The 26,848-nt window shown below is 68.8% G+C and carries 24 protein-coding genes and 1 tRNA gene; 14 read left to right on the top strand and 11 right to left on the bottom strand.

Annotation, left to right across the window (positions count from 1 at the left end; genetic code table 11):
* Positions 1-172 precede the first annotated feature (172 nt).
* A complete protein-coding gene (locus CKO31_RS21450) occupies positions 173-1,510 on the top strand; it encodes a UDP-glucose dehydrogenase family protein (protein ID WP_200241261.1) in 1,338 nt (445 codons plus the stop codon).
* 358 nt (positions 1,511-1,868) lie between these two features.
* On the top strand, positions 1,869-3,359 hold the full coding sequence (locus tag CKO31_RS21445) for an OmpP1/FadL family transporter (RefSeq protein WP_200241259.1): 1,491 nt from the start codon (positions 1,869-1,871) through the stop codon (positions 3,357-3,359).
* Between the two features lie 151 nt (positions 3,360-3,510).
* Here the strand turns inward: CKO31_RS21445 and pth are convergent, their stop codons facing one another.
* The 6 genes from pth to CKO31_RS21415 all read right to left on the bottom strand — a co-directional run bounded on the left by pth (position 3,511) and on the right by CKO31_RS21415 (position 8,986).
* A complete protein-coding gene (gene pth, locus CKO31_RS21440; RefSeq protein ID WP_200241256.1) occupies positions 3,511-4,104 on the bottom strand; it encodes an aminoacyl-tRNA hydrolase in 594 nt (197 codons plus the stop codon).
* A 143-nt stretch (positions 4,105-4,247) separates the two neighbouring features.
* Positions 4,248-4,886, bottom strand: coding sequence for a 50S ribosomal protein L25/general stress protein Ctc (locus CKO31_RS21435; protein ID WP_200241254.1), 639 nt, complete (start codon positions 4,884-4,886; stop codon positions 4,248-4,250).
* A gap of 164 nt (positions 4,887-5,050) precedes the next feature.
* Positions 5,051-6,004, bottom strand: a complete 954-nt coding sequence (locus CKO31_RS21430) for a ribose-phosphate diphosphokinase (protein WP_200241251.1) — start codon at positions 6,002-6,004, stop codon at positions 5,051-5,053.
* Between the two features lie 140 nt (positions 6,005-6,144).
* A tRNA-Gln gene (locus tag CKO31_RS21425) sits at positions 6,145-6,219 on the bottom strand.
* Between the two features lie 68 nt (positions 6,220-6,287).
* The gene (gene ispE, locus CKO31_RS21420; RefSeq protein WP_200241249.1) at positions 6,288-7,148 is read right to left on the bottom strand and encodes a 4-(cytidine 5'-diphospho)-2-C-methyl-D-erythritol kinase; all 861 of its coding nucleotides are present in this window, start codon (positions 7,146-7,148) and stop codon (positions 6,288-6,290) included.
* Positions 7,149-7,216: 68 nt separating this feature from the next.
* Positions 7,217-8,986: a tetratricopeptide repeat protein gene (locus CKO31_RS21415; RefSeq protein WP_200241248.1), complete on the bottom strand. Its 1,770-nt coding sequence runs from the start codon at positions 8,984-8,986 to the stop codon at positions 7,217-7,219.
* Positions 8,987-9,391: 405 nt separating this feature from the next.
* On the opposite strand from CKO31_RS21415, the gene hemA reads away from it, so the two are divergent.
* The 5 genes from hemA (at position 9,392) to CKO31_RS21390 (ending at position 14,081) form a co-directional block, all read left to right on the top strand.
* Positions 9,392-10,666, top strand: coding sequence for a glutamyl-tRNA reductase (hemA, locus tag CKO31_RS21410; protein WP_200241247.1), 1,275 nt, complete (start codon positions 9,392-9,394; stop codon positions 10,664-10,666).
* Between the two features lie 84 nt (positions 10,667-10,750).
* Positions 10,751-11,833, top strand: a complete 1,083-nt coding sequence (gene prfA / locus CKO31_RS21405; protein ID WP_200241246.1) for a peptide chain release factor 1 — start codon at positions 10,751-10,753, stop codon at positions 11,831-11,833.
* 106 nt (positions 11,834-11,939) lie between these two features.
* Positions 11,940-12,803 carry a peptide chain release factor N(5)-glutamine methyltransferase gene (gene prmC / locus CKO31_RS21400; RefSeq protein WP_200241245.1) on the top strand — a complete coding sequence of 288 codons (864 nt, stop codon included), beginning with the start codon at positions 11,940-11,942 and terminating at the stop codon, positions 12,801-12,803.
* 52 nt (positions 12,804-12,855) lie between these two features.
* A complete protein-coding gene (locus CKO31_RS21395; RefSeq protein ID WP_200241244.1) occupies positions 12,856-13,263 on the top strand; it encodes a hypothetical protein in 408 nt (135 codons plus the stop codon).
* On the top strand, positions 13,260-14,081 hold the full coding sequence (locus CKO31_RS21390; RefSeq protein ID WP_200241243.1) for a HesA/MoeB/ThiF family protein: 822 nt from the start codon (positions 13,260-13,262) through the stop codon (positions 14,079-14,081). The genes CKO31_RS21395 and CKO31_RS21390 overlap by 4 nt, the downstream gene beginning before the upstream one ends.
* A gap of 506 nt (positions 14,082-14,587) precedes the next feature.
* Here CKO31_RS21390 and CKO31_RS21385 read toward each other — a convergent pair.
* Complete coding sequence (locus tag CKO31_RS21385; RefSeq protein ID WP_242475561.1) at positions 14,588-15,313, bottom strand: SOUL family heme-binding protein; 726 nt, start codon at positions 15,311-15,313, stop codon at positions 14,588-14,590.
* Between the two features lie 133 nt (positions 15,314-15,446).
* Here CKO31_RS21385 and CKO31_RS21380 point away from each other — a divergent pair, with 133 nt between their 5' ends.
* The gene (locus CKO31_RS21380; protein WP_200241241.1) at positions 15,447-15,944 is read left to right on the top strand and encodes an LEA/WHy family protein; all 498 of its coding nucleotides are present in this window, start codon (positions 15,447-15,449) and stop codon (positions 15,942-15,944) included.
* A 150-nt stretch (positions 15,945-16,094) separates the two neighbouring features.
* Here CKO31_RS21380 and CKO31_RS21375 read toward each other — a convergent pair whose 3' ends face one another.
* From CKO31_RS21375 to CKO31_RS21365, 3 genes are all read right to left on the bottom strand, one after another.
* Positions 16,095-18,044, bottom strand: a complete 1,950-nt coding sequence (locus CKO31_RS21375) for a cation:proton antiporter domain-containing protein (protein ID WP_200241239.1) — start codon at positions 18,042-18,044, stop codon at positions 16,095-16,097.
* Positions 18,041-18,727 carry an NAD(P)H-dependent oxidoreductase gene (locus CKO31_RS21370; protein WP_200241237.1) on the bottom strand — a complete coding sequence of 229 codons (687 nt, stop codon included), beginning with the start codon at positions 18,725-18,727 and terminating at the stop codon, positions 18,041-18,043. Before CKO31_RS21370 ends, CKO31_RS21375 begins: the two co-directional genes overlap by 4 nt.
* A 215-nt stretch (positions 18,728-18,942) precedes the next feature.
* Positions 18,943-19,713, bottom strand: a complete 771-nt coding sequence (locus tag CKO31_RS21365) for a competence/damage-inducible protein A (RefSeq protein ID WP_200241235.1) — start codon at positions 19,711-19,713, stop codon at positions 18,943-18,945.
* Positions 19,714-20,196: 483 nt separating this feature from the next.
* Here CKO31_RS21365 and CKO31_RS21360 point away from each other — a divergent pair, with 483 nt between their 5' ends.
* The 6 genes from CKO31_RS21360 (at position 20,197) to CKO31_RS21335 (ending at position 25,400) form a co-directional block, all read left to right on the top strand.
* The gene (locus CKO31_RS21360) at positions 20,197-21,606 is read left to right on the top strand and encodes a pyridoxal phosphate-dependent aminotransferase (protein ID WP_200241233.1); all 1,410 of its coding nucleotides are present in this window, start codon (positions 20,197-20,199) and stop codon (positions 21,604-21,606) included.
* A gap of 150 nt (positions 21,607-21,756) precedes the next feature.
* The gene (locus CKO31_RS21355; RefSeq protein ID WP_200241231.1) at positions 21,757-22,341 is read left to right on the top strand and encodes a hypothetical protein; all 585 of its coding nucleotides are present in this window, start codon (positions 21,757-21,759) and stop codon (positions 22,339-22,341) included.
* Positions 22,342-22,702: 361 nt separating this feature from the next.
* A complete protein-coding gene (locus CKO31_RS21350) occupies positions 22,703-23,971 on the top strand; it encodes a PcfJ domain-containing protein (protein ID WP_200241230.1) in 1,269 nt (422 codons plus the stop codon).
* Between the two features lie 94 nt (positions 23,972-24,065).
* Positions 24,066-24,296: a type II toxin-antitoxin system Phd/YefM family antitoxin gene (locus tag CKO31_RS21345; RefSeq protein ID WP_200241228.1), complete on the top strand. Its 231-nt coding sequence runs from the start codon at positions 24,066-24,068 to the stop codon at positions 24,294-24,296.
* The gene (locus CKO31_RS21340) at positions 24,293-24,685 is read left to right on the top strand and encodes a type II toxin-antitoxin system VapC family toxin (protein WP_200241226.1); all 393 of its coding nucleotides are present in this window, start codon (positions 24,293-24,295) and stop codon (positions 24,683-24,685) included. The genes CKO31_RS21345 and CKO31_RS21340 overlap by 4 nt, the downstream gene beginning before the upstream one ends.
* 358 nt (positions 24,686-25,043) lie before the next feature.
* Positions 25,044-25,400, top strand: a complete 357-nt coding sequence (locus CKO31_RS21335; RefSeq protein ID WP_200241223.1) for a TusE/DsrC/DsvC family sulfur relay protein — start codon at positions 25,044-25,046, stop codon at positions 25,398-25,400.
* Between the two features lie 81 nt (positions 25,401-25,481).
* Here the strand turns inward: CKO31_RS21335 and CKO31_RS21330 are convergent, their stop codons facing one another.
* Complete coding sequence (locus CKO31_RS21330; protein ID WP_200241215.1) at positions 25,482-26,621, bottom strand: sulfotransferase family protein; 1,140 nt, start codon at positions 26,619-26,621, stop codon at positions 25,482-25,484.
* Positions 26,622-26,848: the final 227 nt, after the last annotated feature.

The raw sequence follows: 26,848 nt of genomic DNA, 5'->3' as shown, positions 1-26,848 counted from the left end.
GCCGGGGGTGGCCAGCGCCCGCCATCTGAGGCCGCATGCGCGGGCAGAAAACCGGGCTCGCACGCCGCTGGATACGGCCAAGATCCCGGGGCCCGGTGGTACACTTGCGCGCTCGCTTGCTGGCGCCGTCCGACGCCCGCGATTTGCATCGAGCTGAAGGTCTTAAATCCCGATGGACGTGACAATCTTTGGTAGTGGCTACGTGGGCCTCGTGACCGGCGCTTGCCTGGCGGAGGTCGGCAACAACGTACTCTGCGTCGACGTGAACGCAGAAAAAATCGACATGTTGAACGCCGGCGCCGTGCCGATTTTCGAGCCCGGCCTGGAAGACATGATCCGCCGCAACACCCAAGCAGGCCGCCTTGCGTTCAGCACCGACCTCGCCAAGGGTGTCGCCCACGGCCTGTTCCAATTCATCGCCGTCGGCACCCCGCCGGACGAAGACGGCTCGGCCGATCTCAAGCACGTCCTCAGTGTTGCGACCACCATCGGCGAGTGCATGGAGACTTATCGCATCGTCGTAGACAAATCGACGGTGCCCGTCGGCACCGCGGACCGCGTTGCCGAGCGTATCCGAGAAGCCCAGGCCGCCCGCGGCGTGAATATCGAGCTCGACGTGGTCTCGAACCCGGAGTTCTTGAAGGAGGGCGCGGCGATCGAGGACTTCATGCGCCCGGATCGGGTGATCGTCGGCACCGATAACCCGCGCACCGGCGAACTGCTGCGGGCGCTCTACGCCCCCTTCAACCGCAGCCACGACCGGCTGATGGTCATGGACGTGCGCTCCGCGGAGCTCACCAAGTACGCGGCGAACGCGATCCTCGCCACGAAGATCAGCTTCATGAACGAGCTGTCCAACATCGCCGAGGCGGTGGGCGCGGACATCGAGCAGGTGCGCGTGGGCATCGGCTCCGACCCCCGCATCGGCTATCAGTTCATCTATCCCGGCTGCGGCTACGGCGGCTCCTGTTTTCCGAAGGACGTGCGGGCCCTGGAGCGCACGGCCACCGCCGTCGGCTACAGTGCGGAGCTGCTGCAAGCGGTCGAGGCGGTCAATTTTCGCCAGAAGGACCTGCTGTTTCGCAAGATCTCGGACTACTTCGGCGGCGCCCTCGAGGGCAAGGTCGTCGCCCTCTGGGGCCTGGCCTTCAAGCCGAACACCGATGACATGCGCGAAGCCTCCAGCCGCCGGCTCATGGAGCAGCTCTGGGAGGCCGGCGCCAGCGTGCGCGCCTTCGATCCCGTAGCCATGGGCGAGACGCGTCGCATCTACGGCGAGCGCTCGGACCTCACCTTGACGGACGACCTGCTCACCGCCCTGGAAGGCGCAGACGCCCTGGCCATCCTCACGGAATGGACCCAGTTCCGCAGCCCGGATTTCGACGCCGTGCGCCAGCGCCTGCGCCACCCGGTCGTTTTCGATGGACGCAACATCCTCGACCATTCCCAGGTCACCGCCGCCGGCATGACCTATGTCTCCATCGGCCGCAGCCCGATGCCGCCCGAGTGACCCGGCCCGGCGCCGCGGTCCACCCGCCTGATACGCGCACCGTCCTTCGGCCCTCATCACGGCAGGTCCTCACCCAGGCCGAGCGTGCCCCGTCGGCATCGAAACCGTCGCGCGCGGGCACGCACGCCCGGCAACAGTCAGGGGCGCGATACACCCACAGGCAGCCAGAAAATTGCTGCAACGTTGCGCCGCGGCAACATTCGCCCGGATAAGTCAACCATTAGTCAGCTGCATGTTTGACATTAATGCAACCGACATTAATCATTTACAACATCCCCCGTCGGGTTAGGGGCCGTCCGTCTTGCGCTGATCAACTCAAGCTCGACGGCGGATAACACACCACAAACGAGGAGCGACCATGACACTGCGAAGTCTGAGCGCGGCAGTCGCCGTTGCATGTTGCGTCGGCGCATCATCCGCGATGGCGACCAACGGCTACATGTCCCATGCCTATTCACCGACCGCCAAGGGCATGGCCGGCGCCGGCGAAGCGGCCCTACCCCAGGACAGCCTCTCCATCGTCGGCAATCCGGCCGGCCTGACCCGCGTCGGTCGCCGTGCGGACGCCGGTCTCGCCTGGTTCAGCCCGCTTCGCGAATACAGCGGCTTGTCGCCCGATCCGCTCACCGGCGCACTGGCGCCCATCGGTGCACCGCCTACGGGTCAGGGCGACGTGGACAGCGAGAACACAGACTTCCTGATTCCGGGTCTGGGCTACGTCCACCCCATCGACGACGTCAGTGCCGTCGGCATCGCCCTGTTCGCCAACGGCGGCATGAACACCGACTATCGCAGTCGAGACACCCTGTTCAATCTCGGCACTTTCGGTGGCAATAACCCGATCGCGAACCCGCCGAACTACCAGCCGCCGGACCCCCGCGCGTCGCTGCCGAACTCGCAGATTCCGGGGACGAACCGGATCGGCGGCGGTGATGCGGGTGTGAACCTGGAGCAGCTCGGCGTCTCCATCGGCTATGCAAGAGACGTCGCCGACAACATCTCCCTCGGCGCGAGCTTCCTCCTCGGTTATCAGAGCATCGAGATCAAAGGCGTCGGCGCCTTCCAGGGATTCACCCAGACCTTCACAGAGAGCATGCTGCAAAGCGGCACGACCCGAGCTGTATCACCCGACAGCCTCTCGGACAACGGCAAGGATTCCGCCTGGGGCTACGGGTTCCAGGTCGGCGGTCTTTGGGATGTCACCTCACAGCTCACGCTGGGACTGTCCTACCGGACCAAGATTTACATGGAGAAGTTTGACAAGTACTCGGACTTGTTCGCCGAAGGCGGAGACTTCGACATCCCGGCCGTGGGCACCATCGGCGCCGCCTTCCGGGCGACACCCGATCTGACCTTCGCACTGGACGTGCAGCAAATCTGGTACGGCGACGTGGACGCGGTGGCCAATGACAACGACCTCGCGACCCGCTGCGACCTCAATGCCGCCTTCGGCATGCCCAGCGCCCCCGGCGCCACCTACGACGCCCGCTATTGCCTCGGCGGCTCCAAAGGCGCGGGCTTCGGCTGGGACGACATGACCGTCGTCAAGCTGGGCGTGCAATATGCGGTCAACGACCAGCTGACCCTGCGCGCCGGCTACAGCTATGGCGACAACCCCATCGACGGCAGCCAAGTCGCCTTCAATACCCTGGCACCGGCGGTGATCGAGGAGCACTGGACCATCGGCGGCAGTTATCTGCTGCGCGACGACTTCGAGCTTAGCTTCTGGGGGATGTATGCCCCCGAGAACTCCGTCGACGGCCCCGGCGCCTTTACCGGCACCCAAGCGCCCGAGATCCGCATGTCGCAGTACGAGCTCGGCGTCAACTTCGCCTGGCTCTTCGACTGAGGCGTAGACGGCGCCCGCTGGGCGCCAAGCGGGACAACCGGCCGCCCTCTGGCGGCCTTTTCATTGGCGGCGCCGAGGCGCCGTCTTGCCTTCCCAAGCGCGCGGGAGAGGAGCCGCCGCCATTGGATGGGCGGGTCGGCTCAGCCTTGGGTCACGGCGTCGACGGCACGGCGTGCAAACGGTTCATCGCGAGCTGGAAGCGCCCCTCCACGAGGTCCGGCATCGCGCGCACCGCATCGTCGGCGACGTCGAGGATCGCCGCCGCATCCGCCTGCGAGGGACGACCCAGGACATAGCCGATAACGCGCGTCTTGTCGCCTGGATGGCCGATACCCATGCGAAGGCGCCAGAAGTCACGGCTGCCGAGTGCGGCGATACTGTCGCGCATGCCGTTGTGCCCGGCGTGGCCGCCGCCGTGCTTGAGCTTGGCGCGGCCCGGTGGCAGGTCCAGCTCATCGTAGGCGATGAGGATCTGCTCGACGGCGATATCGAAGTAGCGGGCGACGGCCGCTACGGACCGGCCGCTGTGATTCATGTAGGTAGTGGGCTTGAGCAAGCGCAGGTCATGCCCGCCGACAGAGACCCGCGCCATGAGTCCGTGGAACTTGGCCTCGGCACGGAGCTGCCCATGATAGGCCTCCACCAGCTTGTCCACGAGCCAGAAGCCGGCGTTGTGCCGGGTCAGCGCGTAGTCCGGCCCGGGATTGCCCAGCCCGATGACGAGCCGGATGCCTGGTTGGGACATGGGTCGTGCCTCGGTGGCGTGACTGCGGCGGGACAGCCGGCGTGCAGGACCGCGGAGAGGGCCCAGGGCGTGCAGTGGGAGCGGAAACCAGGAGCGGCGACCGGCCCGAGCGCGCAGCGTCGGGCGGATCACCGCTGTTGCGCTCACTCCGGTGTAATGTCGCCGCCGGCGCCTTCGCCTTCTTCGCCTTCGGCCCCCTCGGTTTCCTCACCGGCATAGGGCGCATAGATGCTCACAACCGTGGTGTCCGGCTCCATGGCATAGGTCAGCTCGACGCCTTCGGGCAGCTTCAGGTCGGACACCAGGATGCTGTCGCCCATGTCCACCCGTGCCATGTCCACGGCGATGTACTCCGGGAGATCCTTTGGTAGGCAGGTGATCTCGACCTCGGTCAGGTTGTGGGAAACGGCCCCGCCCGCCTTGACGCCGACAGAGGTATCCTCGTTCTCGAAGTGCAGCGGCACGCTCATGCGCAGTTTGTCTTTGGCGCTGACCCGCTGGAAGTCCACGTGAATGACGAAAGGCTTGGAGGGATGGCGCTGTAGATCCTTGAGCACCACCTGCGCGGTCTCGCCCTCCAGCTTCAGATCGAGCAGGCTGGAATAGAAGGCCTCGTAGTCGAGCTGGCGGTAGAGCTCGCTGTGCTGCACCGAGACCATCTGCGGGTCGCGGTGGCCGCCATAGACGATGCCCGGCACCAGACCCTGACGACGCAGGCGGCGGCTCGCACCCTTCCCCCCGTCGGTCCGCGGCTCGGCAACGACTTCGAACGTGTCACTCATTATCTTGTCTCCACACAAATCGGCGCCGCCACCCGCGACCAGGTTGACGGCGCCCCATGCCGTCGCACCAGGCAACGGCCCGCTTCGGCCCCGAGCGACGGCGCGCCCGGGGACCCGATGATTGGCTCGAGCAGCGGGCTGAGCCAACAGCCCGCGGGTTGACCTCAGTCCACGAAGAGCGAGCTCACCGACTCTTCATCGGAGACCCGTCGCATGGTCTCAGCCAGGAGCTCACCAATGCTGAGCTGACGGATCTTGGGGCAGGCCGCCGCGTCGGCGCTCAGCGGGATGGTATTGGTCACCACCAGCTCATCCAACTTCGAGGCGACGATGTTGTCCACGGCCGGCCCGGAGAGCACCGGGTGGGTGCAATAGGCCGCTACCATCGCGGCGCCGTTCTCCTTCAAGGCGCCGGCGGCCTGGCACAGGGTACCGGCGGTATCCACCAAGTCGTCGATGAGCACACAGCAGCGATCGCGCACATCGCCGATGATGTTCATGATCTTCGCTTCGTTGGGCTTAGGGCGGCGCTTGTCGATGATGGCGAGCTCGGCGTCGTCGAGCCGCTTGGCCACCGCGCGTGCCCGAACGACGCCGCCGACGTCGGGCGAGACCACCATCAGCCCGGGATACTTTTGCTTCCAGATGTCGCCGAGCAGAACCGGTGAGGCGTAAACATTGTCCACCGGGATGTCGAAGAAGCCCTGGATCTGATCGGCGTGCAGGTCCACGGTCAGCACCCGGTCGGCGCCGGCTGTGCCGATCATCTTGGCCACCAAGCGGGCCGTGATCGGGACGCGCGCCGAGCGGGGGCGACGGTCCTGGCGGGCGTAGCCGAAGTAAGGGATCACGGCGGTGATGCGCTTCGCCGACGCCCAGCGCAGGGCATCGATCATCACCAGCAGCTCCATCAGGTTGTCGTTCGTCGGCGCACAGGTAGGCTGCACGACGAAGACGTCGCGGCCGCGCACGTTCTCCTGGATCTCCGTCATCACCTCGCCGTCGCTGAATTGTCCAACCACGGCTTTTCCGAGCGGCAGGCTCAGATGCGCCGTGATCTCGGCAGCGAGGTCCGGGTTCGCGTTCCCGGTGAAGACCATCAGCTGGCTGTCGGGCAAGGCTCTACTGCGCAGGCGCTCGGCTATGCCGGGCGTGCTCCCGGATGCGGGCGTGGACTCGGCCTCGGGACGCGGCGTTGGACTCAGGTCTGAGCGCACGGCGTGCTCTGCAAGATCGGTTCAATGATGGCTGGGGCGGATGGCTGGGGCGCCAGGATTCGAACCTGGGAATGCTGGGATCAAAACCCAGTGCCTTACCGCTTGGCGACGCCCCAAAGGCTTCAGCGGGTGTCAGCGACGGGCAGCAAGCCGGGCCCTGCCGGAGCCGTCAGGACGCGCCTCGTCACTGCCAAGCGAACAGTGGCGAGCGATTGTGTCCGCGGGCGGCGAAGGCTCGATACTGCCTTGGCGCGCGCCCCGCGACGGCTTGCGCAGTCTCGGCCGACTCCAGGGTGGCGAAGACACAGCCTCCGGTCCCGGTCAGCTGCGGCTTCACCTCCATGGCGGCGAGCCAATCGAATGCCGCTGCGACGGTGGGATACCGTTTGGCGACCACACGCAGGCAGTCGTTCGGGCGCTCACCCGCAATAAAGTCCACCATTGTGATCGGCAGAGAATCCCGTGTCAATTCAGGATCGTTGAAGACCGCCGCCGTGGAGACGCTCTCCGGCGGTATCAGCACGACGTACCAGGGCTCCGGCAGCGCCACCGGCGTCATTTCCTCGCCGACGCCTTCCGCCCAGCAGGCCTGTCCGCGCACAAACACCGGCACGTCCGCCCCGAGCGCGAGGCCGATCTCGGCCAGGCGCTCGACCTCCAGGCCGAGACCCCAAAGCTGATTGAGCGCATGCAGCGCGGTCGCTGCATCCGAGCTGCCCCCGCCCAGGCCGCCGCCCATGGGGAGCACCTTTTCCACTGCGATCTCGACGCCGGCACCAGAGCCGGTGGCCGCCCGCAGGGCCATGGCGGCGCGCACCACCAGGTCCTGCTCAGGGGCAATCTCGGCACAGCCGCGTCCGCGCAGGACGCGCCCGTCCGACCTTGGCGTAAAGTAGAGCCGATCGGCCCGGTCGAGAAACTGGAAAACAGTCTGCAGGCTGTGATACCCGTCCGCCCGTCGGCCGAGCACCCGCAGCATGAGGTTCAGCTTCGCGGGGGCCAGCCAGGCGCCATCGGCATCGGGGCGCGGGACGATCTGCGGCATGCTCTGGATATGCGGCTCGCGTCGTCGTTGGGGGGAGGGAATCCCTCGGCAGGCGTGCTCGAATGCCGTCAGTTGGGCGTCTGGCTGTAGCGATGCTTGCCGAGAATGCGCAGCAGGTACTCGTGATCCGGATCCGCCTCCAGCGCCCGGTCCCAAATCTCGCGCGCCTCGTCCTTGCGCCCCATGGCCCAAAGCACCTCGCCCAGGTGGGCCGCGATCTCCGGGTCGAACACCGACTCCAGGGCATCTCGCAGGTAAGGCTCTGCGGCGGCGGGATTCCCCATACGGTAGAGCACCCAGCCCATGCTGTCCTTGATGGCGGGCTCGTCCGGCTTCAGCGCCAGCGCACGCTCGATGAGCGAGCGGGCCTCTTCCAGCCGGTCGGTGCGGTCGGCCAGAGTATAGCCGAGGGCATTCAAGGCATCTGCATGCTCGGGATCCTGCGCAATGATATGGCGAAGATCCGACTCCAGCAGCTCGACGCGGTCCATTCCGACCGCCGTCATGGCACGAGCATAGCGCAGATCCGGGTTGTCGGGCTGCGCGGCCAGCGCCTGGTCGTAGACCGACAGCGCCTGCTGCTCGGCATCGTGCTGACGCAACATCTCCCCCTCGATGAGGTAGAGGGTCGCAGTGTCGTCAGGCAGCTTGTCGCGCAGCTGCTGGAGCATGTCGCGGGCACGGCTCAGGTCGCCGTCGGCGGCGTGCAGGCGGGCGATCCGCACCGCCGCATCGGTGGCATTGGGACCGTCCACCCTGGCGTACCAGCCGAGTGCGGCATCCGGATTGCCGGCACGCTCCTCGAGCTGACCGAACAAGAAAGCCACATCGTCCTGGCGACGGTTCAGCTCGTCGAGCTGGGTCAAATAACCCCGCGCTTGCTCCAGCGCATCCACCTCCAGCGCCAACACCGCAGCGGTGAAGAGAACGTCCGGCTGCTTCGGGTCCTGTGCCAGCAAGGTGTCGAACAGCGCCAGCGCCGGCTGATACTCCTCGGCGTCGATATGCAGTTGCGCCCGCAGCAATTGCAGCTCCTTGTCATCGTCGGACTCGGCGAGAAAGCTGTCCAACAGCCCGGCAGCGGCCTCGCGCTCGCCGGCGGTGACCAGCAGCTGCACCTGGAACAAGCGGGGCTCCGTCCACTCCGGGCGCAGCTCCACGGCGCGGCCCGCGGCCTCGCGGGCGAGCGCCGTGTCGTCCGCGGCGGCGGCGAGGGTCGCCAACGCGAACTGGGCATCGGCGTTGTCGACGGCGTCCACGATCAGCGCGCGCATCAAATCCAAGCGCTCCTCGACATTCTCGATGCGCGCGAGCAGTTGCGCCGCTTGCATGTAGGGCTGCTGATCCGCCGGCGTCAGGCGTACCAGCTCACGCAGGGCCGCCAGCGTCGCGTCGCGGTCCTCGGCCTCGATCTGCACATAGGCGGCGATCTGCCGCGCCTTCAGCGACTCGGGGTCGAGCGCTTGCCACAAATCCACGGCCCGCTGGCCGGCCTCGGTATCGCCGAGGCCGAGCGCCGCACGTGCGGCCAGGGCGGCCAGCTCCGGGTCCTGCGCCAGCCGCGCCGCGTGCAGATAGTGGGTGAAGGCCATCTCCTCAGCCGAGCGCTGCGCGGCAACCTCCCCCACCAATACCGAATAGATCAGATCCGCAGTCAGCTCGGACGGCGCGTCAGCGACGGCCTCGGTGTCGGTGGCGGCGTCGGTGGCCGCAGGGGCGCTGGCTGCGGCTGCCGCGGGCTTAGAGGTGTCTGCGGCCGGCGCAGGGCTGTCGGCAGCGACAAAGCCTGGCAGGCTTGCGGCGAGCCACAGGACGGCGAGTCTGGCGTATGGGGTCATGAGCGTGCGGCTTCCCCGAGGCTGTTGACCGCGATCAGCGGTGCTTGAGTTTGATGGCAGTATACTAGGGCAGTTCCTGCGCCATAGGCGCAAGCGGGTGCCACCTATGTAAGACTGGTGTCCGCGACGGGCAAAACCAGCCGGCGGAGCTCGGCGCGGGGCTCGGCGCGGTCTGCGCATCGCCAGCAGCCGCTGGCGACCTTCGGCTACGCGCCGCAGCCATGGCGCCTGCTTGACTCCCCTGCTCGGGCCCACCGAGTAGGCGAAACTATCACGGCGGACTCAGGGGCAGATGGGGTCTCCCGTGCCCGGGACCACGACAACGGAAACGCTGCTTCGGCGACCCCCGCCGGGGGCAACCGAGCCGCAGCACACAGCCACGAGAACAACGGCCGAACCGAGACCATGACGATATTGACCCTCGGCTTGAACCACAAGACGGCGCCGGTGGATACCCGTGAGCGCCTCACCTTCGGGCCCGATGTCATCGTTGGTGCACTGCGCAGCATCACCGAGCAAACCCCCGCCGACGAGGCGCTCATCCTCTCCACCTGCAACCGCATGGAGGTGTATTGCGCGCTGGATGGCAGCGGCGGTGACGCCGTGCTGCGCAATTGGCTGGGCGAGTTCCACGGCCTGGAGCCGCAGCTGTTCGCGCAGCACCTGTACCACTACCAGGACCGCGATGCCGTGCGCCACCTGCTCAAGGTGGCCAGCGGGCTGGACTCCATGGTGCTCGGCGAGCCGCAGATCCTGGGCCAGGTGAAGCAGGCGTTCCAGACCGCCAATGCCGCCGGCGGCACCGGGCGCATGCTCGGCAAGCTCTTCCAGCACACCTTCTCCGTCGCCAAGCAGGTGCGCACGGACACCGCCATCGGCTCCAGCCCGGTGTCCGTGGCCTTCGCCGCCGTGAGCCTGGCGCGGCAGATCTTCAGCGATCTCAGCCGGCAGACGGCCCTGCTCATCGGCGCCGGCGAGACCATCGAGCTCGCCGCCCGCCACCTGCATCAGCACGGCATCGGGCGCATCATCGTCGCCAACCGCACCGTCGAGCGCGCCCACGGCGTCGCCCAGCAGTTCGACGGTTATGCCATCGCGCTGACGGAGCTCTCCAACCACCTGCCGGAGGCCGACATCGTCGTCTCCTCCACCGCCAGTCCGCTGCCGGTGCTCGGCAAAGGCACCGTGGAGCGCGCGCTGAAGAAGCGCCGCCACCGTCCGGTGTTCATGGTGGACATCGCGGTACCCCGGGATATCGAGCCAGAGGTCCGGGAGCTGCGCGATGTCTACCTCTACACCGTGGACGACCTCCAAGGCGTGGTGGACCAGGGCATGCGCTCGCGCCAGCAGGCCGCCGAGCAGGCCGCGGAGATCATCGACCTGCACACCGAAGAGTTCATGGCCTGGGTGCGCTCGCTAGATGCGGTGTCTTTGATCCAGGACTACCGCTCCCGCGCCCAGTACACCCGCGACAGCCTGGTGGAGCGGGCCCAGCGCCAGCTCGCCGCCGGCAAGCCGCCGGACGAGGTGGTCTGCCAGCTCGCGCATCTGCTCACCAACAAGCTGCTGCACAACCCGAGTGTGCGCCTGCGCCGCGCCGGCCGCGAGGGCCGCAACGAGCTGCTGGAGGCCGCCAACGAGCTGTTCCAGCTCAAGATCGAGAACGACGGCAGCCGCTGAGCCCGGCGTCTGCCGCCGAGTAGCCGTCCCCGAACAGCCTAAGCCGCGCCACCAGCACCCGCGCCACAGCACGCAAGCCACTGCATGAACCCATCCCTTCGGGGCAAGCTCGAGCAGCTCGCCGAGCGCCACGCTGAGGTCACGGCGCTGCTCGCCGACCCGGACACCCAAAACGATCAGGCACGCTTTCGGGACCTGAGCCGCGAGTATGCCCAGCTGGAGCCGCTGGTGGCGCGCCTCGGCGCCTATCGCGAGGCCGAGGCGGCCATCGCCAGCGCGGGCGAGCTGCTGTCCGATCCGGAAATGAAGGACCTGGCCGCGGACGAGCTCGCCGACGCCGAGGCCAGGCGCGAGGCGCTCGAGCCCGAGCTGCTGCGCCTGCTGGTGCCGCCAGACCCGAACGACCAGCGCAATGTCTATCTGGAAATCCGCGCCGGCACCGGTGGGGCCGAGGCCGCCCTCTTCGCCGCGGATCTGCTGCGCATGTATCTGCGCTACGCGGAGTCCCAAGGCTGGCGCCATGAGATCGTCAGCGCCAGCGAGGGCGAGCTCGGCGGCTACAAAGAAGTCGTCGTGCGCATCGCGGGCCACGGCGTCTACGCCCGCCTCAAGTTCGAATCCGGCGCCCACCGTGTGCAGCGGGTGCCGGAGACCGAGTCCCAGGGGCGGGTGCACACCTCCGCCTGCACCGTCGCCATCCTGCCGGAGGCCGAGGCCGTGGACGAAGTCGCCGTCGACAGCAACGACCTGCGGGTGGACACCTACCGCGCCTCCGGGGCCGGCGGCCAGCACGTCAACAAGACGGACTCGGCCGTGCGCATCACCCACCTGCCCACGGGCATCGTGGTCGAGTGCCAGGACGAGCGCTCCCAGCACAAGAACCGCGCCCGGGCGCTGGCGCTGCTGCAGGCCAAGCTACTGTCCGACGCAGTCGCCTCCCAGGTGGCCGAGCGCACCGAGTCCCGCCGGCTGCAGGTAGGCAGCGGCGACCGCTCCGAGCGCATCCGCACCTACAACTTCCCCCAGAACCGACTCACGGATCACCGCATCAACCTCACGCTCTACAAGCTCGACGAGATCATGCTGGGTCAGCTGGACCAGGTCGTCGAGCCGCTGCGCCATGAGCAACAGGCCGACGAGCTGGCGGCCCTCATGAGCGACGCATGAGCGACTGAAGCCCGCGATCCCGCTCGGGCCCGCGCCTTCGCCCACGGTGAGGCCACTTTGACCCCAGCGGGTCAGCGCGCGACCCCGCCGCCACCCAGAGGAACCCGTGTCCCGCTCCTCCCAGACGAGTCTGGCACAGGCGCTGCGCGACGCCGCTGCAAGCCTCGCGCAAGCCGGCCAGCCGGCGGCGCGGCTGGAGGCGGAGCTGCTGCTGTGCGAGGCAACCGCCCTGCCGCGCACCGCGCTCTTCGCGCATCCGGAGCAGCCGCTGACGGCGACCGAGCAAACCGCCTTCGATGCGCTCTTGGCGCGCCGGCTCGAAGGCGAGCCCATGGCCTACATCCTCGGCCGCCGTGACTTTCATGTGCTGACCCTGCACAGCGCGGCCGGCGCGCTGATCCCCCGCCCGGAGACGGAGCTGCTGGTGGACTGGGCATTGGCGGCGTTGCCGGCGGCGGCCCCCCTGCAGGGCACCGATCTCGGCACCGGCAGCGGCGCCATCGCCCTGGCCCTGGCCGCCGCGAGGCCCAATTGGACGCTGTATGCGGTGGAGCGAGACATCGCGGCACTCGACGTGGCCGCCGCCAACACCCGCAGGCTGGACGCCGCCAACCTACACCTGCTGCGTGGCGACTGGCTCGCCGGCTTTGCCCCACACAGCCTCGATCTGGTAGTAGCCAATCCGCCCTATGTCCGCGCCGGCGACCCGCACCTGCGCCAGGGCGACGTCCGCTTCGAGCCCTGTCAGGCGCTGGCGGCGGGTGTCGACGGCCTCGCTGCCACCCGCGCAATCGCTCCGCAGGCCGCGGCGGCGCTGCGACCCGGCGGCCTGCTCCTGCTCGAGCACGGCTGGCAGCAGGGGGCCGAGGTGCGCGCAATGCTGCGCGCGGGCGGCTGGTGCGCTATCGTCACGCGTCGGGACCTGGCAGGCCTCGAGCGCGCCACAGGCGCCCACCGTCCATCCTGCTGACCAGCCACCGGCCGATTGACACCGGCCACAACGCCGTTAGCATACTTTTCTCATGGACATTCCTGAGTCAGATCGCATCAAGCACCGGCAGATCAACTTCCGCGATCTGCACCCGGAGCGCAACGACGCCCGCACCGCAGCGGACTTCCTCGCCGCGGTGGACGGCGTGCTCGCCGCCGAGCCGCAAACGCCCATTTTGCTCAACATCAGCTATGACCTGACCCGCACCTGCCTCCAGGAGCTGGAAGACGCTTTGGACGAGCTGGGCCTGCACCTGGACAACGGCCTACTCTTTCGCCTGCGCCGGGGTCTCTACTACTACACCGAAGACACCTTCCGCGAGAACGCCGGATTCAAGCGCGACAGCAACTGCACCAAGCGCGTCTTCGCCAAGCGTTACAAAACGCTCGAGCACGGCTGCCGCGACCAGCGCCCGGAGCATTGGCGGCGGTATCTTTGAAGAAGGGCCTAGGGGCTAGGGGCGAGGGCGTACGTGACGCGCAGCCCTCGCGTGCGCTCACGGACGCCGAGCGGGAGCGGTACTCGCGGCACTTGTTGTTGTCGGGCTTCGATGAAGCGGGTCAGCAGCGCTTGCTGGCGTCACGGGTCCTCATCGTCGGCCTGGGCGGGCTGGGCTCGCCGGTGGCGATGTATCTCGCGGCGAGCGGCGTCGGTGAGCTGCTGCTCGCCGACTTCGATGCCGTCGACCTCTCCAACCTCCAGCGGCAGATCCTGCATACGACCAGCCGCGTCGGCGCGACCAAGGTCGACTCGGCCACGGCAGCCTTACATGCGCTGAACCCGGAGGTGTCCCTGGTGCCGGTCAAGGGCGCGCTCAACGCCGCCCGGCTCGGCGAGCTGGCGCGTCGCGTGGACCTGGTCTGTGACTGCAGTGACAACTTCGCGACGCGCGATGCCGTCAACGCCGCCTGCGTCGCCGCCGGCATTCCACTGGTGTCGGGCGCCGCCATCCGCAGCGAGGGGCAGATCGCCTGCTTCTCCGGCCGGCCCGGCGAGCCCTGCTACCGCTGCCTGTATCCGGACCTCGGCGACGGCGGCGAGACCTGCGCCCGCGAGGGCGTGCTGGCGCCGCTCACGGGCATCATCGGCAGCATGCAGGCGGCCGAGGCTATCAAGATTCTTGCCCGTCTCGGCGAGCCCCTGTTCGGCCGCCTACTGCTGCTGGACGCGCTGACCATGGAGTGGCGCAGCCTGCGAATACCGGCGGACCCGGCCTGCGCCGTCTGCGGGCCGAGCGCGGCCCACCCTGGCACCTGACGCCGAGGGGCAAAAGGCCGCCTCACCCTGTGCAGTGGCCTCTCTGGCGCGACGACCTCCAGAGCCATAAGCCAGCAGCCATCGCGGCGAGACGCCGCTCCCACAGCCGCTGGCCACCCGTGCGAGCGGCATCCCTGCCGCGACGTCTTCCAGCGCCACAGCCAGCACCCGTCGCGGCGAGACGCCGCTCCCACAACCACTGCTACCCGTGGGAGCGGCATCCCTACCGCGACGACTTCCAGGGCCACAGCCAGTAGCCATCGCGGCGAGGACGCCGCTCCCACAGCCCGCGGTGCCCCGTGGGAGCGGCATCCTTGCCGCGACGACTTCCAGAGCCATGAGCCAGCACCCGTCGCGGCGAGACGCCGCTCCCACAGCCAGAGCGCCACCCGTGGGAGCGGCATCCTTGCCGCGACGACTTCCAGAGCCACTGCCAGCAGCCGTCGCGGCGAGACGCCGCTCCCACAGCCGGCCGCAGCGAAATTCACCGACGCCGTGGCGGCGTATCACTCGCGCTCGCGCACCTCCACCATCACCTCGTTGCGGCGCATGAACCACAGCGAGAAGGGCGAGTTGTAGCGGGCATAGACAGGCGCACCGATGGGCTCGTAGCCCCGCTCGCGCACGGCTTCCAGCAGCTTGCGCTCCTCCTCCCGATAATTCTCTTTGGTCCAGCGCCCGGAATAGCGACGCACGGCCATGAGCCGCTCCGGCTCGCGGCGCAGCTCCACTCGCGGGTCGATGGGCTCCGGCAGCGTCTCCATGGTGAAGCGTTGCGGCATCACGAAGCTCACCACATAGCGCTCCGCGCCCACCGCCGACGCGCTGGAACCGCTATCCGCCGGCCGCTGGGTGACGGGTGCCGTCATCTCGATCTTCTGCCCCTGCGTCTGCCCGCTGGCCTCGCCGGCGCCCGCCGGCTGCTGCGTCACCGGCGCCGTCATCTCGATCTTCGTCTCGCCCCGGTTCTTGCCAAAGATGTAGTCCGCTAGGATGCCGAAGGCGCGGTTGCCGGCCTTGTCGAAGCCGGCATCCACCACCGTCTCCGCCACCAGGTGCGGCGCGTATCGGCGCAGCTCGAGCTCGGGATAGGTCTCGACGACACGATGGCTGGGCTCTTCGGTAGCCATAAGGGCAGTGGGGGCAGCGCAGATTGACAGGAGCAGCGCCGGCGCGATGAGGCGGTGCAGCCAGCCGCCGGCGCGTTTGGACAAGGGATCTCGCATGTTCATGGCCGGAGACTTCGGGTCTGCGAGGGTGAAGGCAAGTCCCCGCAGATCGGGCGGCGAACGGCAGCGGCCCAACGCAGCATAGAATGCGGCCAACGGCGCTGAAGCCGTCGCCGCTTCGAAGGCCACGTACACCATGTCCAGACCAACCCGCCGCACTGGAGCCATCGTCGCTGCTCTGCTCTGGGCGCTGCTGCTCACCGCCTGCGCCAGCCTGACGCGCGACTGGCTGCCGCCCGAGGTGCAAGTCACGTCCATCACGCCCGAGCGCATCGCGCTGGACCAGCAAACGCTTCGGGTCAGGCTGAGCCTCAGGAATCCCAATGACCGCATGCTCCCCATCAAGGCCATGACCTACAAGCTGTCGCTGGAGGGTACCCAAATCGCCGAGGGCGGCGGCGAGCTGGACAAGCAGATCCCGGCCTTTGGCGAGGCGCCAGTGGAGGTGACGGTGGTCGCCGATGCCGCCAAGGCGCTGGGTCTGCTGCCGAGGCTGGCGCTCAGGCGCGAGCCCATCGGCTATCGCATTGCGGGCACCGTCACCGTCGCCGGCGTGGTGCCGATTCCGTATCGCTGGAGCGGCGAGATCGAGCCGGAGAAGCTGCTGCGCTCGGCGACGCGCGGCCTGCGTTGAAGCGGTCGAGACGACGTCGGGCGGGAAGCGACGCACTGCAGGCCGCCTGCGGACTCAACGCGCGCGAGCCCGAGAGATCGACGCCGAATGCCCGTTCTGTATCACGTCCCCGAATGAGTACCCGAATTAATTCGGTATACCGTCCCCGAATTAGACATCCAGCTCCTTGGTGTACCCCTTCGGCGGCGGCGTCCAACCGCGCTCGGTGCGGTCGTGCAGTCGGCTGCGGTCGGCGGCGGTGATCTCCAGCTCAGCCGCCGTGCGGGCGCGCACGCGCTCCAGCAGCGCCCGGTTCTTGGAGAATTCCAGGTCGTGGTCCCAGAGCTCGTAGAGCTCGTTCAGGGTATCGAGGTCGTGGCGGCGGAAGGCGCGCTTGAGCTTCTCCACCTCGAAGGGGTGCTGGCCCACTGCCCGCAGGGTCGCGGCACCGGCTTCCAGCGACGTATCGAAGACCTCGCGCAGCGCCACATCGGCGCCAGCGGTGCGCAGCAGGTAGAGATGGTCCACGTCGAAGGCGCGGGCGACGATGCACAGATCCGGGTACTCCCGTTTCAGGTATTCAGCCAAGTCCACGGCGCGGTCGCGGTCGTCGATGGCGACGACGAAGGCCGCCGCCCGCTCGATACCGGCGGCCTGCAGCAGGTCCGGACGGGAGGCGTCGCCGAAGAAGCTGCGGATACCGATCTGGCGCATGCGCTCCACGTTGGCCGCCTCGTGGTCCAGCACTACGGTGCGCACACCGGCGGCCATCAGCAGCCGGTTGACCACCTGGCCGAAGCGCCCGGCGCCGGCGATGATGACCGCACCCTGCTCGTCGATGGTATCCGGCGGCTGGTCCGGCGCGCTGCGCAGCCGCGGCAGCACCAGGCGGTCGTAGCCGATGAAGAGCACCGGCGTCAGCAGCATGGACAGCGCGATGACCAGCGACAGCAGCTTGCCCAGCTCCGGCGGGATCACGGCATTCTGCGTAGAGAAGGCCAGCAGCACGAAGCCGAACTCCCCGGCCTGCGCCAGCGACAGCGTGAACAGCCAATGATCGGCCGCGCGCAGCCGAAAGAGCCGCCCAAGACCGAACAGGATGCCGCCCTTGATGGCCATGACGCCGACGGTGAGCGCCAGCACGGTGAACAGCTGCCCGAAGAGCACGCCAAAGTCGATGCCGGCGCCGACGGTGATGAAAAAGAGCCCCAGCAGCAGACCTTTGAAGGGCTCGATATCGGATTCCAGCTCGTGGCGGAACTCGCTGTCCGCCAGCACCACGCCGGCCAGGAAGGTGCCGAGCGCAGGCGACAGGTCCACCAGCGTCATCAACAACGCAATGCCCACCACCAGCAGCAGCGCCGCGGCGGTGAAGGTCTCGCGCAAGCGCGAGCTGGCGATAAACCGAAACAGCGGCCGGGTGAGAAAATGCCCGCCCAGCACCACGGCGGCCACGGCGCCGAGGACGACCCCGGCATAGGCCCAGCCGGACAGGCCGTCCACCAGGCTCAAGCCCGCACCCGCCCCGGGCCCGCCGTGCCCCGCTGCCTGCCCGGACGCCCCGTGTCCGGCCTCGCCCGCCGCGTGCCGGGCGATCTCCGAGAGCTCCGGCACCGCCAGCACCGGAATCAGCGCCAGCATCGGGATCACGGCGACATCCTGGAACAGCAGCACCGAGAAGCCGGCACGCCCGCCGTCGGTGGCCATCAGGCCCTTCTCGGTGAGTGTTTGCAGCACGATGGCGGTGGACGACAGCGCCAGCAGCAGCCCCACCGCCACCGCCGTCTGCCAGTGCCCCAGCAGCAGCCAGCCCAGGGCCGCAATGGCGCCGGCGGAGGCGAGCACCTGCAGGCCGCCCAAGCCCAGCAAGCGCGCACGCATCTGCCACAATAGCTGCGGCTTCAGCTCCAGCCCCACCAGAAAGAGCATCAGCACCACGCCGAACTCGGCGAAGTGCTGCAGCTGCTCTGTCTCGGCGCCGACGATGCCGAGCACCGGGCCGATGGCGATACCGGCGATCAGATACCCCAGCACCGAGCCGAGCCCCAGGCGCTTGGCCACCGGCACCGCCACCACCGCGGCGCAGAGGTAGACAAAGACTTGAAACAGCACCCCGCTCACGCACCGTCCTCCACGGGGCAGGCCGCCGTCGGATCGGTGCCGGCGAGCAGGGCGTCCAAATCGGCGTTGAGCCGCGGCAGCGGCTCCGCCCGGGCGATATCGAGCGTGCCGTCCCGCAGCGCGGTGAGCAGGCGCACCCAATCCGCCACGTGGGCGTCGATGCGCCCTTCCTGCACCGCCGTGCGGGCGCCGAAGAGCGCGAAGGGCGGCAGATAGGTCATGCCGCAGAGATAGGCTGTCTGCTCCAGGGGCTGGAGCAGCTCGCGAATGGTGAAGTGGTTGTAGCCCTCGGCGCAGTAGGCCGCCTCCGGGCCGCCGGCGGTGCAGGCGCAGAAGAATACCTTGCCGTGCAGGGCCGTGCCGCCGGCGCCGTAGGCGAAGCCGTGCTCCAGCACCAGGTCCTGCCACTCCTTGAGGATGGCCGGCGTGGAGTACCAGTACAGCGGGTGCTGGAAGCAGATCACGTCGTGCGCGCGCAGGCGCTGCTGCTCGCGGTCGATGTCGATCTCGAAGGCCGGATACTCGGCGTACAGGTCGACGCAGGTGACGCCGTCCAGCGCCCGGGCCGCCGTGAGCAGCGGCCTATTGGCCTCGGAACGGGTCAGCGACGGGTGGGCGAAGAGCACGAGGATACGGCGGGCCGGGGCCCCGGCTGCGGCGCCTGCTGCTGGATCACTGGACATGCGGATGCTCGGCACACAGAGGTGCCCGCAATTCTAACCAGGGGTCGTGGTGGGGCGGGCAACAGCCGTTGCCGCAGCGGCGGCCGGCGGCCACCGGCACGGCTCGTTGCGCGGCAGCGACCGTTCATCAAACGGCCAAGACGCCGGCGTCGGGCTCCGGGGCGATGGCGCAGGAGCGTCGCCGGCGTCGGGCTTCGCTGTCGCTCAGCGCCGACCTACTTGGTCTCGGGCGGCGGGCCATAGGCGATGCCTTCCGCATCCAGCGCGTCGCGCAGCGCCGCCATGGCGGCCGCCAGGTCGCCGTGGCCGCGGAAGCCGAGCAGCACGTAGCGATCCTGCGGGTCGTCGCCGATGTGCGGCAGGCTGAAGTGCTTGAGGCCGGGGAAGGCGCCGTCGAGCCGGCGCATCAGCGGGATCAAACGGCTTTCTGGCGCGTCATGCACCGCAAGCGCGGCCTCGTGGGGCGGGGTCGCGGCCGGATACTGCGTCTCCAACACCCACGCCGCCATGGGCCAGGCCATGCGCGGGAAGCCCGGCAGGAACCAGTGCTCGCGCAGCATGAAGCCGGGGATCTGATTCACCGGGTTCGGGATCAGCTGCGCGCCCGCCGGCAGATCGGCCATCAGCACCCGGTGCGGATGGGCCTCGGCGCCGAAGCGTTCCTCGATGAGGGTGAGCGCCTGCGGATGGCGCTCCAGCCCAACGCCGGCGGCCGCCGCCGCACAGGCCCGGGTGTGGTCGTCCGGCGTCGCACCGATGCCGCCGCAGCAGAACACGGACAGCCCTTGCGCCATGGAGGCGGCTAACTGCCGGGTCAGCAGCTCGGGCTCGTCCGGCAGGATCCAGCACCAGGCGAGGCCGTGACCGCGGGCCGCCAGCATGTCCTTGAAGGCCGGCAGGTGCTTGTCGCCGCGCTGTCCCGTGAGGATCTCGTCGCCGATGACGATGAGGCCGAAGCGGCGACCGGCTTGCGCGGTGTCGCTCATGCGGGCTCGTCCATGGTCGCCGGCGGCTCGCCGGTCGCGCCGCGCGATGGCCGCTTCGACCTTCGGCGCCGCAGGCTGCTTGAATCACTGCTGTGCATGGGCAGGCTCCACCCCGACGCGAGCACGAGGCCCGCATGATGCCGCTTTTCCATCCGCCTTGTCCGCACTGTGCGCCTGCGCCAAAGTGGCGCAAAATGACTCGGTGCGCACCGCCTGGGTGCGCCGGTACGTCGCCGTACGTCGCCGGGCTGACCCGTGTCGTCTCCCCGTGCCTGCACCTTTTGTCCCGTGGGCACAGAATGCAATGATCCCGCGCAGCAGGTTCTGCGGTCGGTATCGGTCGCACGGCATGCCCTTTGCATGCTCGTCTAGGGAAAACCCTAATCGCGGCTGCCAGATTGGGCCTTGCATGCAATCACAGCGCTCAACATCCGGTCTTGTAGTCGTCAAACAGGATCAGAAAGACCACGAGGACACCCTGCAATGAGCGCCGTCCCGCTCGAAGTCGTCGAAGAGGTTGCCAGTCGCCCCGAGACTACGCCCCAGCTCCAGCCGTACCCGCCGGCCGCAGCGCCGGCGCTCGCCGATCCGGATACGCTCGAGCGGCCGGTCCGGCCCCATGTGCACATCAGCCTGAACATCCGCGGGCTGTCACAATCCTCAACCCTCGCCATCAACGAGCGCAGCACCCGCCTGGAGCGCGAAGGCCGCAAGGTGTTCCGCATGGGGCTCGGCCAGTCGCCCTTCCCGGTGCCGCCGCCGGTGGTCGAAGCCCTCCAGGCCAACGCCCACCAGAAGGACTACCTGCCGGTGCGCGGGCTGGATGCGCTGCGCGAGGCGGTGGCGGTCTATCACCACCGCGCCCAGGGCATCGAGCGCAGCGCCAACGACGTGCTGATCGGCCCGGGGTCCAAGGAGCTGCTGTTCATCCTCCAGCTCTGCTTCTATGGCGACCTGCTGGTGCCCTCTCCCAGCTGGGTCTCCTATGCGCCGCAGGCGGCCATCGCCGGGCGCCAGCACCGCTGGATCGACACCCGCCGCGAGGACGGCTGGCGCCTGACGCCGGAGGCGCTGGACGCCGTCTGCCGCGCGGACCCGGACCGCCCGCGCATCCTGATCCTGAACTACCCGTCCAATCCCCTCGGCGTCACCTACAGCCCCGAGCAGCTCCTGGCCCTGGCCCGGGTCGCCCGCCGCTACGGCCTGGTGGTGCTCTCCGACGAGATCTATGGCGAGGTGCACCACCAAGGCCGCCACGCCTCCATCGCCCGCTGGTACCCCGAGGGCACCATTATCTCCGGGGGCTTGAGCAAATGGGCGGGGGCCGGCGGCTGGCGCCTCGGCACCTTCACCTTCCCGCCGGGGCTGCGGGGCATCCTGGATGCCATGGCCGTGGTGGCCAGCGAGAGCTACACCAGCGTCAGCGCCCCCATCCAGCACGCAGCCATCACCGCCTTCAGCGGCGGGCCGGACATGGCAGAGTATCTCGCCCGCTCCCGCCGGGTCTTGCGCCAGATAGGCCCCGCCGTCGCCGCCCGGCTGCGCGCCGCCGGCTGCGACCTGGACGACCCTGAGGGCGGCTTCTATCTGTTCCCGGACCTGAGCGCCTTCCGCGAGCGCCTCGCCGCCCGCGGCATCCACGACGCGCGGCTGCTCTGCGAGCGGCTGCTGGAGGACACCGGGGTCGCCGTGCTGCCAGGCAGCGACTTCGGCCGCGCGCCGGCGGAGCTGTGCCTGCGCCTCGCCTATGTCAATTTCGACGGCACCCGGGCGCTGGCAGGCGCCGCGTCGCTGGACGATGGCGCGGTGGCGGATGCAAGCTTCCTGGCCGAGTACTGCGCGGACAGCATGGCCGGCATCGAGCGGATGGCACAGTGGCTCGAGGCGCTTTGACGGGGAAGTGCGCAGTGCGTGGTGCCGAGTGCCGAGTGCCGAGTGCGGGCGAGGCTGCCACGGCGTCCTCTCCACAGCCTTCCCCGGCCAACGCGCTTTGCGTTAGGCTCGCGCCCGCATTGACCGCATCAACCGCGTCCAAGCCAAGCCTTGTCACCGCCCACACCCGCACGCCCGTCGCCGACGGCAGCCCGCGCGACGGTAGTCCTGGCGCTGCTGGCCGCGCTCTGGCTGCCGCTCGCGGCCACCGCCACCCAGCGCTTCGACGAAGGCGCCTGGTCCGCCGCGATCCCCGCGCACCCGGCCGAGCCCTGCGAGCTCACCACCGGCGGCTACGACCACGCGGTCGACGAGCAGGACCCGCTGCTGTTGATCGCCATCGCGCGGGACGACCCGCTTGCGACGCTGCGGGTCAACGCCATCACCGTCACCGAGCTGACCCAACCGGAGCTGCTCCGTGCGCGGGCAAAGCTGATTGTGGATGGCCCGGCCGCGCGCAGCGTCACGCTGATCCCCGCGGCCATCATCGAGACGGACATCGAGCGCCGGGTCACCTTCCGCCCGCGGCCCGCCGGCGGGGAGCAGGCGGGGCTGCGTGACTTGGTGGATGCCATGCGCCGAGCGGTGCGGGTCAGAGTGGAGATCAACGGCCTGCCACTGGAGCCGGCCTTCTCGATGCAAGGGCTGGATGCGATCTGGCAGCGCGCGTCGCCCGCCTGCGGCCTGCGGCCCTAGAGCCGCCCTCATTCCGAGGGTCCACAGGCTCGGCAAGCATCTCGTGTAGGCCGCGCTGATGAACGAAGCCCGACGCCGCGCTGCGGTAACCGCCTGATTGCCGGGCCTCCTGATGTCGGCCCGACCTACCCCGAGCCGCGCGCGGGCCGACGACAAGGAATACTTGCCCAGTCTCTCCAGCGTGGGAGTGTCGGGCAGCCACGCCCTCTGCTGACGCGCCGGAGCGCAAATCCCCAGCAGGCGGAGCAAGGCGCCGCCGTGGTATAGCAGCAATGCCCATCGGCCAGTCCTCCCGGACTCGCACCCTGAGCCCCTCACGGCCTATGCTGGGCAGCCGGCCAGCCACCCGCAACTCGCCGACATGCCCGCCGACCGCCTGGACGCCCGTTTCAAGCAGGAAACGCTCTATGTCTTCAAGGTCGAGGAGACACAGCTCATCAAGGCCTGGCCGGACCTCACCGCAGTGCGCAAGCACGACCGCAATGCCCGCTGGCTGGACTTCGAGCCGGACTATCCGCTGATTCGCCCCTACCGGCCCAGGCGCAAGCCCAAGCCCAAGCCGACCCCGGCGGACGCGCCGCAGCAGCTGGCGCTGGACCTGGTGCTGCCGCCAGACGCCCCGCCGCTGCCCGCCTCGCGCCCGCGGCTCACGCCCGCGCAGCGACGCAAGCGCGCCTTCGACGCCTTCCGCTTCAGCTGCCCGAAGCCCGTCGCCCGACGCATCGAGCCCTTCCGCGGCGATCACCTCCCCCTGCTGCGGCTGCTGCGGGCGCTGGGAGAGCGCGGCGACCTGTTCGACACCAACCCGGCACTCGGCTACTGCCTGGCGCTGGCCTTCCGGCAATCGCTGGCCGGCAGTCGACCCGAGCGCGACCAGCGCCTGGACCGCCTCAAGGGCCTCAAGCAGGCGGAGATCATGGCCGCCCTCGGCCTGCCGGACAGCAAGCGCGCCGTGAAAGCCATGGGCAAGATCCGCCCTGCGTCCATGAGCCGGGATCTGGCCAGCGGGTTGAAGCGGCTGCTCGCGGACGAAGCGGCTTTGCAGGTCATGGGCCACCTGTCGGCACTGAACCTGGGCGCCCTGACCCTGCTGCTGGACCCGCAGCTGCGGGCCCTGGCCACGCCGGTGCTGTTCGAGGCCATCGTGGCCGAGCCGCAGGAGGCCTACTTTCCGTTCACCGCCCGCCGGCTCGCGGATATTCAGCAGATGGCCGACGCCCTGGGGGTGGACATCTCGCGCCGGCGCTTTCGCGAGCGCCGGCGCCTGGACGCGCTGTACCAGGACCTGGCGCGGGATTACACCCGCCTGGAGGACGGCCGACTCCAGGCCTGCCGCTTCCCGCCGCCCCCGGTGCCGGGCACCGACCAGATCGTGCCCCTGCGCGCGCCGCAGGCCCTGGTGGAGGAAGGGCGCCGGCAGCACAACTGCGTCGCCGGCTATGCCGAGCGCGTCGCCGGCGGCGATACCTACATCTACCGGGTGCTGGCCCCGCAGCGGGCCACGCTGTCCCTGGTGCGCTGGCCCGGCGGGCGCTGGCAGGTCGGCGAGCTGCTGCGCGCCGGCAACCACCCGGTGAGCGCCATGACCCGGCGGGCGGTGCAGACCTGGCTGGAGACTCACATGCTCTGAGCTTTTCGGAGTATCGCTGTTGCACAGTACCGCGTCGGCGGTGTTCGGGACTAGAATACGTACAAATCATTTGTACAAATTGAGGTGGGAGATCATGCAGGAGATCAACGTCAGTGAGCTGCGCAACCACCTACCTGAGTACCTGGCGCGAGCGGAGTCGGGGGAGGAGATCCTGGTCACCCGGCGAGGAAGGGTCATCGCCCGCCTCTCGGCGGCACAGGACCAACGGGCGGCGGCAAAGCAGCAGCTTGCGGTCCTGCGCGGGCGGGCCCGCGTCGGTGATGTGGTAAGCCCAGCCGGTGAGCCCTGGGAGGCCGAGGGGTGATCCTGCTCGACACCTGTGCGCTCATCTTCGACGCACTGACACCAGAACGTCTGAGCGCGGCCGCGCGCGAGGCGCTCGGCCGCGGCGAGGCGGAAGGGACCTTGGCCTGCGCCGACATCAGCCTCTGGGAGATAGCGATGCTTGTGCGCAAGGGACGCCTCGATCCGGGCACGGACAGCGCAAGCTTCTGCCGGCTCGCGCTGAACGCCCGAGGCGTGCGGGTGCTGCCGATCACTCCGGAGATTGCGCTGGCCTCGACCGAGCTTGACCTGCCCCAGGGCGACCCCGCTGATCGTTTGATCGCCGCCACCGCGGTCGCGAACGGTGCCGACCTGATGACGATTGATGAGCGGCTGCGCGAGAGCGAAGCGGTGAAGACACTATGGTGAGGCTGTTCGGTGGCGCTCGCAGTCCCAGCGCAGCGAAGCCACCAGGCAACGCTTTCCTGCTCATGATTGCGCTGGCCCGGCGGGCGCTGGCAGGTCGGCGAGCTGCTGCGCGCCGGCAACCACCCGGTGAGCGCCATGACCCGGCGGGCGGTGCAGACCTGGCTGGAGACGCACCGGCTGTAGCCGCCCCGAAGCGCTGCGAACATTGATCCAGGACAATATCCCAGCATGGCACTCGGTCTTCCCGGGGTGTCCCGATTGACCCGGGCGGAGCGGGTGCTACTCTCCAAAGGATCATCTGTTGATCACGCTATCAACAGAATTTATGCAAATGCCGATGGACCCCCGGAGAGCCGCTATGTCCCCGCTCGCCGCCCAGCCGCAGACCAAACCCCGCTTCCACTCCATTCACGAGCCCCTGCCCGTGGACGAGGACGGCTTCATCACCGACCCGCACCTGTGGACCGAGACCTTCGCCTGCCTGGTGACCGCGCGCGACGGCCGCGGCACCCTCACCGAAGAGCACATGGCCGTCGTCTACTACCTGCGCGAGCACTTCCTGAGCTACGGCGCCCTGCCCCCGGTGAAGCAGCTCTGCCACGAGCAGAGCATGCACAAGGCGCGGGTCAAGCAGCTCTTCGGCACCTGCCGGGCCGCCTGGCGCACCGCGGGCCTACCCAACCCGGGAGCCGAGGCGCTGGCCTACATGAGCTGAGGACGCCGTGCGAGCGGCTTCCAGCCGCGATCGTCGCAGCGCGAGCCGGCGGACCCGCCCCCGCCGCACCTGCAAACGGCTTCAGCCGCGCGAATCCCCGCCGGCGCATCCATCGAGGCCGTCGCGGCTGGAAGCCCCTGCCACGCGCTGTCGGTGCAGGCTCGGCTCCACCACCGCGGCCATCGCCTGCTCGTCGAGCGGCCGGTCGCGGCTCGGCCCGCCCATGGGGCCGAGGAAGAGCGCCACACGCCGCGCCAGCTTCGCGGGTGCCGCCAGCACCGCGGCATGGTCCAGCCACAGGGTGGTGACACTGCCGTGCTGGCCGAGCAGCCGCTTCAGCGCGGCAATCTGCTGGGCATAGTTCTGCTTCATCTTGTCCTCGGGCAGCCGGGCGCCCTGCTTGTCCAGGTTCGCGAGCATCCTGGCCTGTGACGCGGCCACCTCGTCGAGATCGCGCTCCATGAAGATGACCTTGAACCGGTGTGGCTTCGGGGGTAAGTACGGCAGCAGCTGGGCGATGACCTTCACCGCCTTGCCGTCCGCCGCGGGCAGCCAGGTACGGTCCGTCATCAGCCGCTTGGCCGGCTCGTACTCGTAGTAGCCCTTGGGGTTGTCGTCGTCGGCGGCGCGCTCGCCGTCGGTGAGGGGGCTGATGCCGCCGGCTTGGAGCATCTGCATCATCATCGAGGTGCCGGAGCGCGGCAGGCCGGAGACCACCACGATGTCGCAGGGGTCTTGGGCCAACACCGGATCTTCGGGTCGCGGCGCATTGGGGTCATCCAGCGCGATGGGCTTCACATCCGCACCGCCGTCGACCTTGGCCACCCCGGCGGCGCGCCGCGCGCGGTGCTGCTCCATGCGCCGGCCGATCTCGGCGATGGCGCGGGTGTGCTCCTCCGCCTTGGCGCGATGGTGCATGAAATAGGGGCTGAACTGGGCTCGGCTTCGCAGGTTCAGGTACTGCTCGCGCTCCTTGACGCTCATCAGCGGCGGCTTGTCGGCGTCCGGCGCCTCCGGCGTCTCCAGGGACTGGCGCACCCGCTCCGCCTCGGCCTCGTCGGCGGCGGCCTTCTCCAAGGCAGCGTCGTCGGTGTCCGCCTCGCTGCGCTCGGCCTTGCGCTGCTTGAGCACGGCGTGGAGCTCCTTGAGCCTTGCACGGGCGGCCTCGGATGTCGGGTTGCCGCGGGTGCCGCGCTCGATCAGGCCCTTCATCACGGGCATGTCGCCTTGGTCGACGAGGCGGCCGCGATTACAAATCCAACCACGCGGGCAGTCGCAGGGTGGACAAGCGAAGCGCAGTCCACCAGCTTACGGGTGGCCCCGGGGTAGGTTGTTCACTTTACCGTGTCTGACGCCCAATCCGTTCATGCAGTTTTCGTGTCAGGCCTGAAGGCCCGCCGCCGTCGCGCGAGCATGGAAAGCCCGATGTTGTTCTCGACCCACTGCTC

Source organism: Thiohalocapsa halophila, from assembly GCF_016583825.1.
In the GTDB taxonomy this organism is placed as follows: domain Bacteria; phylum Pseudomonadota; class Gammaproteobacteria; order Chromatiales; family Chromatiaceae; genus Thiohalocapsa; species Thiohalocapsa halophila.
Note: the sequence above shows the minus strand (reverse complement) of the source record. Positions and strands in the feature narration are given on the sequence as shown.

Coding starts and splice junctions, on each gene's coding strand:
- CKO31_RS21450 (WP_200241261.1), top strand. CDS start 173: ATGGACGTGACAATCTTTGGTAGTGGCTACGTGGGCCTCGTGACCGGC.
- CKO31_RS21445 (WP_200241259.1), top strand. CDS start 1,869: ATGACACTGCGAAGTCTGAGCGCGGCAGTCGCCGTTGCATGTTGCGTC.
- pth (WP_200241256.1), bottom strand. CDS start 4,104: ATGTCCCAACCAGGCATCCGGCTCGTCATCGGGCTGGGCAATCCCGGG.
- CKO31_RS21435 (WP_200241254.1), bottom strand. CDS start 4,886: ATGAGTGACACGTTCGAAGTCGTTGCCGAGCCGCGGACCGACGGGGGG.
- ispE (WP_200241249.1), bottom strand. CDS start 7,148: ATGCCGCAGATCGTCCCGCGCCCCGATGCCGATGGCGCCTGGCTGGCC.
- CKO31_RS21415 (WP_200241248.1), bottom strand. CDS start 8,986: ATGACCCCATACGCCAGACTCGCCGTCCTGTGGCTCGCCGCAAGCCTG.
- hemA (WP_200241247.1), top strand. CDS start 9,392: ATGACGATATTGACCCTCGGCTTGAACCACAAGACGGCGCCGGTGGAT.
- prfA (WP_200241246.1), top strand. CDS start 10,751: ATGAACCCATCCCTTCGGGGCAAGCTCGAGCAGCTCGCCGAGCGCCAC.
- CKO31_RS21395 (WP_200241244.1), top strand. CDS start 12,856: ATGGACATTCCTGAGTCAGATCGCATCAAGCACCGGCAGATCAACTTC.
- CKO31_RS21385 (WP_242475561.1), bottom strand. CDS start 15,313: ATGAACATGCGAGATCCCTTGTCCAAACGCGCCGGCGGCTGGCTGCAC.
- CKO31_RS21380 (WP_200241241.1), top strand. CDS start 15,447: ATGTCCAGACCAACCCGCCGCACTGGAGCCATCGTCGCTGCTCTGCTC.
- CKO31_RS21370 (WP_200241237.1), bottom strand. CDS start 18,727: ATGTCCAGTGATCCAGCAGCAGGCGCCGCAGCCGGGGCCCCGGCCCGC.
- CKO31_RS21365 (WP_200241235.1), bottom strand. CDS start 19,713: ATGAGCGACACCGCGCAAGCCGGTCGCCGCTTCGGCCTCATCGTCATC.
- CKO31_RS21360 (WP_200241233.1), top strand. CDS start 20,197: ATGAGCGCCGTCCCGCTCGAAGTCGTCGAAGAGGTTGCCAGTCGCCCC.
- CKO31_RS21350 (WP_200241230.1), top strand. CDS start 22,703: ATGCCCGCCGACCGCCTGGACGCCCGTTTCAAGCAGGAAACGCTCTAT.
- CKO31_RS21345 (WP_200241228.1), top strand. CDS start 24,066: ATGCAGGAGATCAACGTCAGTGAGCTGCGCAACCACCTACCTGAGTAC.
- CKO31_RS21335 (WP_200241223.1), top strand. CDS start 25,044: ATGTCCCCGCTCGCCGCCCAGCCGCAGACCAAACCCCGCTTCCACTCC.
- CKO31_RS21330 (WP_200241215.1), bottom strand. CDS start 26,621: ATGCCCGTGATGAAGGGCCTGATCGAGCGCGGCACCCGCGGCAACCCG.